Source organism: Shewanella sp. M-Br, from assembly GCF_036245925.1.
GTDB lineage: Bacteria > Pseudomonadota > Gammaproteobacteria > Enterobacterales > Shewanellaceae > Shewanella > Shewanella oncorhynchi.
Genome location: NZ_BJBV01000004.1, coordinates 194029 through 206329 on the forward strand (window position 1 = coordinate 194029; position 12301 = coordinate 206329).

At 45.2% G+C, this 12301-nt stretch carries 12 protein-coding genes; 7 read left to right on the plus strand and 5 right to left on the minus strand.

Features of this window, described 5'->3' with window-relative positions; genetic code table 11:
* The first annotated feature begins 2 nt into the window (after positions 1 to 2).
* The 3 genes from ftsE to rpoH all read left to right on the plus strand — a co-directional run bounded on the left by ftsE (position 3) and on the right by rpoH (position 2764).
* On the plus strand, positions 3 to 719 hold the full coding sequence (gene ftsE / locus AAA952_RS04790; protein ID WP_105250626.1) for a cell division ATP-binding protein FtsE: 717 nt from the start codon (positions 3 to 5) through the stop codon (positions 717 to 719).
* The gene (ftsX, locus tag AAA952_RS04795; protein ID WP_338254891.1) at positions 716 to 1681 is read left to right on the plus strand and encodes a permease-like cell division protein FtsX; all 966 of its coding nucleotides are present in this window, start codon (positions 716 to 718) and stop codon (positions 1679 to 1681) included. The genes ftsE and ftsX overlap by 4 nt, the downstream gene beginning before the upstream one ends.
* A 225-nt stretch (positions 1682 to 1906) precedes the next feature.
* Complete coding sequence (rpoH, locus tag AAA952_RS04800) at positions 1907 to 2764, plus strand: RNA polymerase sigma factor RpoH (RefSeq protein WP_006079635.1); 858 nt, start codon at positions 1907 to 1909, stop codon at positions 2762 to 2764.
* A 100-nt stretch (positions 2765 to 2864) separates the two neighbouring features.
* Here the strand turns inward: rpoH and menE are convergent, their stop codons facing one another.
* From menE to AAA952_RS04825, 5 genes are all read right to left on the minus strand, one after another.
* Positions 2865 to 4307 (minus strand): o-succinylbenzoate--CoA ligase, encoded by a 1443-nt coding sequence (gene menE / locus AAA952_RS04805; protein WP_445190371.1) that lies wholly within the window; start codon positions 4305 to 4307, stop codon positions 2865 to 2867.
* On the minus strand, positions 4270 to 5370 hold the full coding sequence (gene menC / locus AAA952_RS04810; RefSeq protein WP_338254900.1) for an o-succinylbenzoate synthase: 1101 nt from the start codon (positions 5368 to 5370) through the stop codon (positions 4270 to 4272). The genes menE and menC overlap by 38 nt, the downstream gene beginning before the upstream one ends.
* A 26-nt stretch (positions 5371 to 5396) precedes the next feature.
* Complete coding sequence (gene menH / locus AAA952_RS04815; RefSeq protein WP_338254901.1) at positions 5397 to 6185, minus strand: 2-succinyl-6-hydroxy-2,4-cyclohexadiene-1-carboxylate synthase; 789 nt, start codon at positions 6183 to 6185, stop codon at positions 5397 to 5399.
* Complete coding sequence (gene menD / locus AAA952_RS04820) at positions 6185 to 7906, minus strand: 2-succinyl-5-enolpyruvyl-6-hydroxy-3-cyclohexene-1-carboxylic-acid synthase (protein WP_338254902.1); 1722 nt, start codon at positions 7904 to 7906, stop codon at positions 6185 to 6187. The genes menH and menD overlap by 1 nt, the downstream gene beginning before the upstream one ends.
* A 185-nt stretch (positions 7907 to 8091) precedes the next feature.
* Positions 8092 to 9060, minus strand: a complete 969-nt coding sequence (locus tag AAA952_RS04825; RefSeq protein WP_105250597.1) for a LysR family transcriptional regulator — start codon at positions 9058 to 9060, stop codon at positions 8092 to 8094.
* Positions 9061 to 9469: 409 nt separating this feature from the next.
* Between AAA952_RS04825 and AAA952_RS04830 the strand changes: the two genes are divergently transcribed.
* From AAA952_RS04830 to nrfD, 4 genes are all read left to right on the plus strand, one after another.
* Positions 9470 to 9946: a hypothetical protein gene (locus AAA952_RS04830; protein ID WP_263208737.1), complete on the plus strand. Its 477-nt coding sequence runs from the start codon at positions 9470 to 9472 to the stop codon at positions 9944 to 9946.
* A gap of 76 nt (positions 9947 to 10022) precedes the next feature.
* Complete coding sequence (locus AAA952_RS04835) at positions 10023 to 10487, plus strand: cytochrome c3 family protein (protein WP_105250595.1); 465 nt, start codon at positions 10023 to 10025, stop codon at positions 10485 to 10487.
* 4 nt (positions 10488 to 10491) lie between these two features.
* A complete protein-coding gene (locus tag AAA952_RS04840) occupies positions 10492 to 11178 on the plus strand; it encodes a 4Fe-4S dicluster domain-containing protein (RefSeq protein WP_105250594.1) in 687 nt (228 codons plus the stop codon).
* Positions 11175 to 12116, plus strand: coding sequence for a cytochrome c nitrite reductase subunit NrfD (gene nrfD / locus AAA952_RS04845; protein ID WP_105250593.1), 942 nt, complete (start codon positions 11175 to 11177; stop codon positions 12114 to 12116). The genes AAA952_RS04840 and nrfD overlap by 4 nt, the downstream gene beginning before the upstream one ends.
* The last annotated feature ends 185 nt before the right edge of the window (positions 12117 to 12301 follow it).

Consider the following 12301-nt stretch of genomic DNA (forward strand, 5'->3'; position numbering starts at 1 on the left):
TTATGATTGATTTTCAGCAGGTCAGTAAGATTTATCCTGGCGGCCAAATGGCGCTGGAGGATGTGAATTTTCATCTACAGCAAGGTGAAATGGCATTTTTAACCGGCCACTCGGGGGCGGGTAAAAGTACGCTGTTGAAATTAATCACGGTAATCGAGCGGGCAACAACGGGGCGCGTCGCGATTAACGGTCACGATATCGCCAAAGTCAGCCCTAAACATGTGCCTTATTTGCGCCGCAATATCGGGATGATTTTCCAAAACCATCACCTATTGATGGACCGAAGTGTGTTCGACAATGTGGCTTTACCACTGGTGATTGAGGGATTCTCACACGGTGAAATCCGTAAGCGTGTTGCGGGTGCCCTCGACATGGTGGGTTTATATGGCAAGGAGCGGCATAACCCGATTATGTTGTCCGGCGGTGAGCAGCAACGTGTTGGCATTGCCCGTGCGATAGTGAACAAGCCGCCCTTACTGCTCGCCGATGAGCCTACGGGTAACTTAGATCCTAAATTATCTATGGATATTTTGCGTCTGTTTGAAACCTTTAATGATGCTGGAACCAGCGTATTAATCGCCACCCATGATTTAGGTCTTATCGCACGAATGAAATATCGCACTTTTACCCTCAAACAGGGCCGTATGTTAGGTGCACAAGAGTTGCATCCTAATGTGCACACTCGCAGTGCACCGACGAACAGAGGTGAAGGGCAATGAGCGATAGCGCAAAATTAACTCGCAGCAAGCTGCCGCTGTCTGGCCGGATTGTGATGTTTTTTATTCGTCATGCGCAGCAAGCAATGGCGAGCATGGGAGAGCTCTGGCGCAACCCAATATCCTCTGTGATGACCATGGCTGTCTTAGGGGTGAGCCTAAGTTTGCCTGCAGCATTGCAAGTGTTAGTTAAAAATGCCGAGACCATTACCAGTTCCTGGAACAGCGCGGCAGAGATCTCCTTGTTTATCGACGATAATCGTAGTGAACAAACGATTCAGAGCCTGCTGACTCGCATTCGGACATATCCCGAAGTGGATAAAGTGCAATATATTGATAAAAATCAAGCGCTAGAAGAATTCCAACGCTTATCTGGGTTTGGTGAGGCATTGGCCTATTTAGATATAAATCCTTTGCCCGCGGTCATTACCGTTACGCCTACGCCGCGTTACTCAACGCCGGTGGGCGCCCGTGAACTCTTAACTAAACTAGAGCGCGAGCCTGAGATTAGCTTTGGCCGTTTAGATATTGAATGGTTAGAACGGTTACAGGCGGTAGTGCGTCTACTCGAACGTACTGTGATGGCGATTGCTGCATTACTTGTGCTGGCGGTGGTCTTAGTGATAGGTAATACGATTCGCTTGGCAATTATGAATCGGCGCAGCGAAATTGAAGTGATGAAGCTAGTCGGAGCAACTGAAGCCTTTATCCAGCGCCCATTTCTCTACACTGGGATTTGGTACGGAGTCATTGGCGGCATATTGGCTTGGCTCATCATCAACTTATTAGTGTGGTATCTCGATTCTGCCCTTGCCGAGCTTTTAGGCTTGTATGGCAGTCAGCTTGAAATGAAATCACTCACTTTTATTGAACTGCTGCAATTGGTTGGACTTGCCTCATTTTTAGGTTGGTTAGGTTCGTATTTGTCTGTACGTCAGCATTTACGGTCGATTGAACCTTCATAATAATCAGTCGATTAAACTAAAAAAAGTGACGAAAAAAATGCTGAGGAATGAACTTTTGTTCACTTGCAATGTCTACTTCAGCGAGGTAAAAAGGGTATCTGCAAACGAGCTGAGGTTGACATACTCTGTCAATTAGCCGATAGTTCGTGAGCTTATTCTTAGGGTATTTTGTTGTTGAACCTAAGAATGCACTCGTTAAGTAGTCTGATAAATGTAGGAGAGCGAATGACCTTTCAAACGCAATCAATGGCACTGACTGTCCCACAGGGCGCCAGTAGTCTAGAAGCTTATATCCATTCAGTGACTAGCATCAGCATGCTGGACGCTGAGGCTGAGTATGAGTTAGCCAAGCGTTTACAGGAAACTGGTGATCTACAAGCTGCGAAGCAACTGATTATGTCGCACTTACGTTTTGTAGTGCACGTTGCTAAAGGCTATTCAGGCTATGGTTTGCCACAGGCAGACCTTATCCAAGAAGGCAACATAGGCTTGATGAAAGCGGTTAAACGCTTCGATCCCGATGTTGGCGTGCGTCTTGTGTCTTTTGCTGTGCACTGGATCAAAGCTGAAATTCATGAATATGTGCTGAAAAACTGGCGCATTGTTAAAGTCGCGACCACTAAAGCACAACGTAAGTTGTTCTTTAACATCCGTAAAGCGAAAAAACGCTTAGGTTGGTTCAGCGATGCAGAAGTCACTATGGTGGCTGAAAATTTAGGTGTGTCTAAGGCCGATGTGACCGAAATGGAATCACGTATGGCAGCGCAAGATCCTGCATTTGATTTAACCAATGATCAAGACGAGGAGCATGATTTTGCCCCAGTCCATTATTTGGAAGATCATTCATCGGATTTAGCGGAAAATATCGAAAACGATAACTGGGAATCGAATGCCCAAGGTCGTTTATTGTCTGCCATCAAGACCTTAGACGAACGCAGCCAGCATATTCTGCGTGCCCGTTGGTTAGATGACGATAAAACCACACTGCAAGAACTTGCAGAGACTTATCAAGTGTCGGCCGAACGTATTCGCCAACTTGAGAAAAATGCCATGAACAAGCTAAAAGCTTGTATGGAAGCCTAAGTCACATCACGTGTAAAATGATTGTAACTTAACCATAAAAAAACCTGCTGCGGCAGGTTTTTTTATGGGTGAAATTTGGCTTGATGACGTTGATGATAAATCAGTGTTTAACAAGATTAGCTATCAAGGCTTTTCTATTTACTTTCAGCCCTGCCTGCTCATGATTTTCTGGCCATACATAATACTGTCTTGGGCGTTTGAAGCGGGCGATTTTGTCGGCGAGGAACAATTCGAGTTCACTTGCAATCGACTCTGTGAGATGAGTTAAACTGCCGCGAATGATAGCGGCGGGGAGATTGCCAAATTGTGCATCGGGGATGGCGAAAACGATAGCATCGTCTATTTGTGGGTGCTGTTTAAGTGCGGCTTCGATTTCTTCTGGCTGGATGTTTTCGCCGCCGCAGATAAACATATTATCGACGCGACCAAGAATGCGAAGATTACCATTTTCGTCCCACTCGCCCTTGTCTTTGGTGTAAAACCAGCCATCTTGTTCAACGCACTTTTGTATTCCATCCGCGGTGAGATAGCCCATAAACAGACATTCGCCGCGCACCAAAATCACACCGTTTTCGATTTTAAGCTCACGCTTGGGGAGTAATTTGCCACTGCTACCGTCGCTTAAAGCGTGACCTGTGGTGATCTGCGAGCCCATTTCCGTCATGCCGTAACTGGTGTAACTGGCGATATTGCGTTGCTTAAGTTGTTCGAGTAAGTCGATTGAGACTGCGCCGCCACCAAGTAATAAAGCTTTGATACTTTTAAGCTTGCTGCTCGTATCGGCAAGTAACTTGCTCAGTTGTGTGGGAACGAGAGATATGTGAGTCAACTGATCTTGGTCAATCTGCTGACCAAGGCTAAGCGCTTGATCTGGCAGGACAACACTGGCACCGACTAAGGCACAGCGGTTTAATATCGCAAGACCGCCAATATGGAATAAGGGCAAGGAGAGTAGCCAAGCATCACCTTGTTCGAGTGGGATTAAGCTGCGGGCACCTTCGGCATTGGCAATATGATTCGCTAAGCAATGCACCGCCGCTTTGGGAAAGCCACTAGAGCCTGAAGTTAAAATCACATTAGCTTGACGAGTAAAGTCGACAGGCAGGGCTAAGTCACTGCTAACGCGATTGAAATTTAAGCGCAAGTGATGGCAATTCTGTGGTTCACAAACCTCAGCACTCCAAACATAGCGGATCTGATGTTCATTAATTAAGTCTTGGATCTGCGCGAGGGGAAAACGTGGCGAGATAGGAAAAAAGATTACTCCTATATCGATGCAGGCCCAATAGAGACAAATCATCTCGAGATTATTGCTAGCAATACAGGCGAGCGGTTCCCCCTTTGAGATCCCCGAAGCGCTTAGCTGCTGAGCCAGTGCGATAACGCGCTGGCTAAGCTCTGAGTAATTAATGTCTTGCCCCGCCAACTTGATGGCTGTCTGCTGTGGAAACGCAAGCGCGGCTTGGTGCACGGGTGACAGTGCAAGCGGTTTTGATAGGCTGGCATTAGACAAACTCGTTTCCCTCACTTTTGGCTGTATCATCATTTTGTTGCATTGAATCAATGGCGTGCAGTGCAATTGGCTCAAGTTGCGCGAGTGTGAGGCAGTATTTTTTACCCGATGACACGATTAAATCTTGGCTAAAGGCGCTGAGGGTATCGAGCCCAGGGATTTCATCCGGAGTGAGAATCGCGGCTAAATGGGCCAGATCATTAATGCCTAAACTGCTCTCTAGACTCGAACTGATAATGCAACGTACACCATAGCTTTGTGCCGTATCGATTAAATTAGCTAGCTTTTCGATACTGCCGAGCAGCATAGGTTTGATGACAAGCGCAGTCAGACCATTTTGCATTACAAACTGGTATTCCGGATCGTTGAGCGATTCATCGAGGGCGTAGGGTATACCAATTGCTTGATAAAATTCATGATTATCATGAGGATTCAGGCAAGGTTCCTCAATGTACTCTATGGTCTCTAGGGGCAAGCAAGCGGCAAATTTGATTGCTTGCTCAAGTGTAAACCCTCGGTTCGCATCCAAACGCAATTTGAGATCGGGGCGGGTACGTAAAATGCCATAAATCAGGCTTAGTTCATCTTCGATTGAAGTTTGCGCGACTTTGACTTTAACCGAGCGAACATTCCTGCCAAGGGCGGCAATTTTGCTATCGAGCAAGTCTTTGCTGGCATCCGTTGGATGATAAATCAAAGGGACTGTGGCCGTTTGTGGACGGATGGCATCGAGTTTGCCCATTAACTTGGCATGTAACAGACTTAAACCAAAGGCCAAAGAAGGGTAAGTGCTTTGCTCGGCGCATTCCAGCAATGTATCAATATGCTGACCGCAGAGTTGGGGTAATAATCCAGTCAAAGCCGTTTGCACTTGAGTGAGTGTTTCACGGCTGAACCCCATCAAGGCTTGTTCATCGACATCTATGCCAGAGAGTGGGGCAATTTCAACTTCGACTTGTCTATGCTCGCCACCAACATTAGCACTGGCTTGTAATACTAATCCCGCTCTGTGATCGATACGTTGCTTGCCGACGGGCAATAATACGTCGAGCGGTAGTCGATATTGATACAGGTTAAGCGAAGTTAATATCATATATTTCCTACATTTTAATTCTGTCATTACCCTAGCAACTTCACTATTTTTGAGGTTAATGCCTCGGGAGCAGCTTGGTGTATGTTGTGGCCGGCGCCGTGAATACTATGGACGAGGATGGGCGCGTGTAATTGCCACTCTTGGGCGAGGGCGTGGAACTTAGCATCTTGGTTGCCCGCAAAGAAATGGCACTCACAGGTAAGCTGCAAAGGTACATCCCACATCGATGCTTGGTGTGCGAGTGAGGTGGCTATGAATACCTCTTTCAGCCGCTGTTTCGGATGCAGATCTAATGCTGCAGAACGATGCTCGATTAAGGTTTTTCGTTTGGTAGCCGTCATATCGGCAAATACGGGCTGCTGATACCACAAGCTTAAAAAGTCTTTGCTATTCAGATGCAGTAAACGCTCGGCCCACTGAGTATCATTTTTGATTCTGGCAAGTTTTTCTTGCGGGTCTGTAAGTCCAGGATGGCAGGATTCGAGGTTTAGGCTCAGAAGTCTTTCTGGATAGGCTTTGGCAAGGTGCAGAGCAATACGGCCACCTAGAGAATAACCATAGAGATGGAATTGACCAATATGAAGGCCATTCAGGTGTGCCAACACATCTTCAACACATTGGTTAAATCCATCTAATTCGGTTAGCTTCAACTCCCTTTGGTTATCCCCGTGGCCCGGAAGATCTAAGCAAATACAGTGAAAGTGCTGGCTTAGCGCTGGTATTAACGGCAACCAGTCGGTCTTAGTGCCTAAAAATCCATGCAGTAGCACTAAGGTCGGTAGTGAAGAATTGCCGTAACGGGCCATGGTTGGCATTAGCTTTGTTTCACCCACAAGTTGAGCTCGGCGATTTGGTCGCTGGCTTGTGTTTGACTTACATTGACTTCAATGATCGAAGCCCCCTGAAAATCCAGCGCTTCATTATAGCTATCTTGAAAATCGGCTAAATTATCCACTTGATTATAGGGCAAATTAAACATAGCTGCGGCGTAGCCAAATTCTAAACCGTGGCTGAGTCGATAATAATCGCTACGGACTTGTTCATTGGGAACGGGCAATAAGTTAAAGATGTTACCGCCATCGTTATTGAGGATCACGATCACCAGCGGGCTGGTTAAGCCTTTAGCGATGGCCAGCGAGTTAAGATCGTGCAGTTGTGATAAATCACCGATGATTAAACTCGTGGGTTTGCCTTCATGGGCCGCAATACCGCAGGCGGTGGCGAGTAGTCCGTCAATACCCGATGCGCCACGATTAGTATAAGTGGTTGCCGTACAACAACTGACAGGGGCATACATGTCGTATAAGCGTACAGGCAGGCTGTTGCCGATAAAAAGCTGTTGTTCTAGCGGACGAGTATTGGCGATGGCCCGCACAACTTGTGCTTCACCAAATTCCCCTTGGTCGATATTGCGCACAAATAAGTTATGCAATTCATCGTTATAGGTGATTAGGGTATTCGCCCAGTTTGCCGAGGATGAGCGATACCAATTTAAGGCCGCAAACTGCTGTGCATTCGCGTGCCAAATGTGTTTAGCATTGTGGCTAGGGTCAAGCCTGTCTTGTTCTGGTAAAACCTGCCAATAGCTGTGCCAATTTTGCTCGGCGAGATAGCCTATCAAGCGTTTTGATAATAAACGGCCGCCGAATACGAGTACACGATCCGCTTCCTGCAATAGATTGCGCGCCTTTGGATGTTGCAACAGTTGATCAATATTACCTATCGCTGCGGGATGCTGACGCAGTTGCGACTGGGCATCGGTAAGTAATGGCCAGCCGATTTTTTGCGATAGGGCAATGAGCTGTTGTGGATCTTGTTCAGGCGTGAGAGTACCGACAACGATTACCCCTTTACCGTGGACGAACCGCATAATGGCATCGTCACTTGGGCTGCTCACCTGTTTGCTCTTACCGTATTGGGTATACGGGCGTGCGAGCTGCAGCCAAGTTTGCAATGGTTTGAGGTAAGGTGATTCGGCATCGAGAATCGCGCCACCGAGTTCACTCGGATACAAGGGCTCACGGTACATGCAGTTGATGTGCACTGGACGAGTTTGATTCGCCACTGCTTCATCCACTGTGGTAAGCAACGCCTGCGGTGCGATATGTGTATCCGGTGTTGGCAAATTCACTTGAGTGGCGTAATTCGCAAAAATTCCCGGTTGGACTATGGCTTGATTAGCACCGCAGCCGAGTAATTCTGGCGGACGATCGCCACTTAAGACGATTAAAGGTACATGGGTCAGCCACGCCTCCACAATGGCAGGGTACAAGTTGGCGACTGCTGTGCCTGAGGTCGTAATGATGGCGACCGGTGCGCGGCTGGCTTTGGCTAGACCTAAGGCCATAAAGCCGAGCCCACGCTCGTCGAAATGTAAGTGACGCTGGAGTTTAGTTTGCTGGGCGGCGGCGAGGGTTAACGGTGTTGAGCGCGAGCCCGGCGCCATACACACATGTTGCACGCCAAGACGTGCTAACTCCTCAAGAATAAGGGCGCCCCAAATAAGATTAAGAGTGGCTGTATTTTCGGTCCGCATAGCTGAATCTATTAGGATAAAGATGGGCTTAGTGTAACGTGTTTATGCTCCAAGATGTATGCTTGGTTTAACAATTCTCGAGTGGATCGCATGGGGGCTGAGGTGGAGCCTAAGCTAAGGCAGAGGATGCCTGTCACCTCGTGTATCGGTGGTTTGTTGTTTGGATATGTTGAGCTATTGCTTGGCTAGATAATACGATCGACGATTTTCTTAATCTCTCCGCTTAACCATTTTAAGTCCTCATTGATTGCATTAGGCTGATTTTTTTGCACTAAGAAAATCGTTGGGGTTTCTGTATCTGCATATAAACGTTCTGCTTCATACTGCGATAGTTGACACGTATGCAGTTCAGGAATATCGCTCACCATTTCGTAAACTATCCGATAAGGCAATAGGGAGACTGCATTACTTTCGCCTAGATATTCAAACAAACTTGAAATACTGGTAATGGTAATTTCAGTATTGAGTTTAATGCCATTCGTTATGCAAAACTCTTGGTATGGACTCAATTTGGTGCTGGGATTACCAAGATCCGTATTGACATAGGGGTATTCCGCAATCGTTTCTAGGGTGATTTCCCGTTTAAAAATAGGATGATGCCTGCTAGCAATCAGGTAGAGTTTGTCCATACGTTGCAATTCTGTCGTTAGCAGTTTATCGCCGAAGGCGGCAACATCGGCAGCACTTTTATTGCAACAAATACCTAGGGTTGTATCACCATTAATAATGTCTTGAGTCGTATGCATAGACCAAGGGTTTATATTAATGTGCATGGGTTTTTGCTCTTCTTTAATAGCCTGCATCAAGGCCTTAGGGAAGGTGTAGGCAATTAATCCTGGCGCTGCTATTTCGACATGCGTCTTAACTTGGCGAGTGTTTGCTATTCTGGCTTTTTGAAACTTATCAGTACACTCAATTGCTTCTTTTGCAATTGGATATAAATGAGTAGCAAACTCATTTGGGAATAAGCCATATTTACGACGGATAAATAACTCATCACCAAAAATTTCCCGTAGATTTTTAAGGCTACGGCTGATTTTAGGAGCTGGAATGTCTAGCGCTTTCGATACATAGGTTGCTGACTTGTTCTCATATAATGAAACAAGTATTTTTAAACTCAGAATATCGAGGCCATCCATGTTACTAATGTGCATTTTTTATATTCCTTAATATTGAGCAAATACTTAAATCAACGCCTAATTATGGTGCTAATTAATAATTTTAATGTGAAACTAATCCCAAGTTTTGGATCTAGATTTTATCTATGTGTATCAAAGGTTTTTTTGTTTTATTTTTAATGTTTAAAATGGTTTTTCATAAAATTTAAAATTTCAAAAACTAATATTTACATATTTAAAATGCAAATGCTGAATTATCAAGTATCAATATTTGTATTTAAGATTTACATAATTTTGCAATGTGACGCGCAATGTAAATCATTGTTTATATTTAAGTTGTTGTTTGCAAGTGTGACATGCATCAAGAAAAAATAAGTGTTTTAAAATAATACTAAAGTTGCTTTAAAGGAGATAACAAAAAATAAATTAGTTTTTGGAGGCGTGTATGAATACTTCAGTCATTTTCAGCTATGCGTTTATGTACTTCGTACTATTCGTAGCAGTACCATTCGTGTTTGTGATGTTTGTCATGACTTGCATTAAGTTTTTTAAAGCAGGTCCTGATGAAGCCGCACATCATGAGATGAAACTTAAACCAGTATTGTTTGATAAACAAAGCTTCAATTTTTTTAAATCATTAAAAACAGTTGTTGAAGGTAAATACGATGTTTGTTGTAACGTGCCATTAGACACTGTATTTGAGATGGACAAACATGATACGGAATTAAATCATGAATGCCGACTCGATTATGTATTGATCGACCATGATTCATCTGAAGTGAAAATGGTGATCAGTGATTTTGGCAAAGAAACTAACTCACCACTGAAAAAACTGTTTAGCAAGTTCAATATCAGTTTCATTGAAATGAACCAGCATAAGCAGTGGGATACTCAGAGTCTTAAGCAAGCCTTGGCTGTGTGATCTTGACCGTCGGGTTCGGAATTATCCGAACTCGACCCCTTCTTTACCTTCCTACGGATAAATGTGAGGACTTCCTATGTCCAAAAGACAATGGCTGTGGTCGTTACGCTTAGGTGCTGCTGCGTTGCTTTTAAGCTTTTCTGCAATGAGTGCTGAGCCAGCCAATCAAATTAACAGTGATGCTTGTATGAAGTGTCACAAGCGTAATGGTCAAATGTTAGGGCATCATGGTCAAGATGCGATGAAAATGAGCTGTTCTTCCTGTCATGGAGAAAAGGGCGACCACCCTAAGAAACCGAATGATATGGTGGTCTTTGGTATGGAAGAATCGTCGGATCTGACGGTTCAGCTGAGAGTGTGTCAGAAGTGTCATACCAAGAAAAAACTCAGTGGAGCAGATTGGACGCATAACGTACATGCTCAAAAAGTGCCTTGTGCCGCCTGCCATAAATTACATAGCCCAACGGATCCAATGGCAGATATGACGCCGAAGGTTCGCAGTGAGCTATGTAGCAGTTGCCACACTGGCAAGCAGGAGTAAGGTTATGGAAAATTCAAAAAGAAGATTTCTAAAAGGCACCTGTGCCTTATTTGCCGGCGCTACAGGTGCATCATTACTCGCCACAGTGAATGCATCGGATAGTGTTAAAGCAGAACCTGATGTCAAATATGCACTTATTCATGATGAAACTAAGTGTATAGGTTGCCAAGCGTGTGAGGTGGCTTGTCGTGAAGTGAATAATGTACCCGAAGGTGTGTCTAGGCTTCAAATTAAGCAAGCGGGTCCCTTTGGCGAATACCCTAATCAGTTTTATCATTTTAGTCGCAAGTCTTGTCAGCATTGTGAAGACGCACCCTGTGTAAATGTATGTCCAACTGGAGCTGCATTTATTGATAAAGAAACGGGTATCGTTTCTGTCGATGCATGGAAATGCGTAGGTTGCCAATACTGTATTGCAGCTTGTCCTTATCAAGTCCGTTTTATTAATCCTGTCACCCATGCGGCGGATAAGTGTGATTTCTGCCGAGAAACTAACCTAGCTCAAGGTAAACAACCTGCCTGTGTTGCTGCTTGCCCAACAAAGGCACTCGTGTTCGGTAATTTAAAAGATCCGACTTCTGAGGTTGTTCAAGTTCTGCGGTCTAATCCAACCCAGCGCACTAAGGTTGATCTTGGAACGAGACCTAAATTGTTCCGTATCGTTGCAAAATCAGGGGAGGTGATACTATGAGTGCCCTACATTTTGATACCTTAGTGTGGCATTGGCCGATTGCAATTTACCTGTTTTTAGCAGGTGTATCTGCGGGAGCCATGTTCTTCGCCGTACTGTTGAAACATTTTGTTTTGAAGCAAAACGCCTATCAGTCTGGTTTTGTACGAGCCGCTTGTATCGTCGCGCCTGTAGCTGTGATGGCCGGGTTAGGGATATTGGTCGCAGACTTAACTAAACCTCTCGATTTTTGGAAGATTTTGGTGTTCTACAACCCTAAATCTGTCATGTCGATGGGCGTGCTTATTCTGCTGATTTACCAAGTATTTATGTTTATGTGGATTGGTTTGACCTTCCGTAAACCTGTTGATGCTTGGTGTGAAACACGCTTTCCTATTGTGCTTAAGTTGACCGCATTATTGGCTCGATTTGAAGCGACAATTACAGGATTGCTCGTGATTCTATCCTTGGCATTGGGCGCGTACACAGGCTTCCTGCTCTCGGCCTTGCCAGGCTATCCCATGCTTAAAAACCCTGTGTTACCTCTGCTGTTTTTGGCATCTGGTTTGTCTTCCGGTGCGGCATCATCTTTACTCGGTGGCGTGTTGATGAATGGCAAACCTAATGACAAAGAGGTGCACTTTATCCACAAGGTTGAAATCCCACTGATTTTAGTCGAAATCGTGCTGATTTTTACCTTCTTTATGGGCTTAGTGCTAACAGGTGGACAGAGTAAAATAGCCGCCTTTAATGCCTTAGGGTATGGCTTCTGGGGATGGATTTTCTGGCTTGGTATTATTGGACTCGGTTTGTCGGGACCATTGGCGATGAATCTGTTTATGACGGCGACATCTAAACGGAAATGGGCCTATGTGGCGGGGACGGCTTGCTTGAGCTTGATCGGGGTACTACTGCTACGTAACTTCATACTCTATACAGGACAAATGACGATAGCTTAAGGCGTACCGTTAATTAATGACGAAAAAATCATAATAATCAATGGAATCGACGGATCGCGGAAACAATGTCAAAGGAAAACATTGTAGATGAGGCCCTTGCGGCGCTGGCTGAGCTCTCAAGGGTTAAGTCTAGCCGCGGTTGGTTGTGTAACAGGGAGGTCGCTGGGCAAGGATGCCATATTTTA

Excerpts from the sequence above, each read along its gene's own strand:
- ftsE (WP_105250626.1), top strand. The coding sequence starts at position 3 with ATGATTGATTTTCAGCAGGTCAGTAAGATTTATCCTGGCGGCCAAATG.
- ftsX (WP_338254891.1), top strand. The coding sequence starts at position 716 with ATGAGCGATAGCGCAAAATTAACTCGCAGCAAGCTGCCGCTGTCTGGC.
- rpoH (WP_006079635.1), top strand. The coding sequence starts at position 1,907 with ATGACCTTTCAAACGCAATCAATGGCACTGACTGTCCCACAGGGCGCC.
- menE (WP_445190371.1), bottom strand. The coding sequence starts at position 4,307 with ATGATACAGCCAAAAGTGAGGGAAACGAGTTTGTCTAATGCCAGCCTA.
- menC (WP_338254900.1), bottom strand. The coding sequence starts at position 5,370 with ATGATATTAACTTCGCTTAACCTGTATCAATATCGACTACCGCTCGAC.
- menH (WP_338254901.1), bottom strand. The coding sequence starts at position 6,185 with ATGCCAACCATGGCCCGTTACGGCAATTCTTCACTACCGACCTTAGTG.
- menD (WP_338254902.1), bottom strand. The coding sequence starts at position 7,906 with ATGCGGACCGAAAATACAGCCACTCTTAATCTTATTTGGGGCGCCCTT.
- AAA952_RS04825 (WP_105250597.1), bottom strand. The coding sequence starts at position 9,060 with ATGCACATTAGTAACATGGATGGCCTCGATATTCTGAGTTTAAAAATA.
- AAA952_RS04830 (WP_263208737.1), top strand. The coding sequence starts at position 9,470 with ATGAATACTTCAGTCATTTTCAGCTATGCGTTTATGTACTTCGTACTA.
- AAA952_RS04835 (WP_105250595.1), top strand. The coding sequence starts at position 10,023 with ATGTCCAAAAGACAATGGCTGTGGTCGTTACGCTTAGGTGCTGCTGCG.
- AAA952_RS04840 (WP_105250594.1), top strand. The coding sequence starts at position 10,492 with ATGGAAAATTCAAAAAGAAGATTTCTAAAAGGCACCTGTGCCTTATTT.
- nrfD (WP_105250593.1), top strand. The coding sequence starts at position 11,175 with ATGAGTGCCCTACATTTTGATACCTTAGTGTGGCATTGGCCGATTGCA.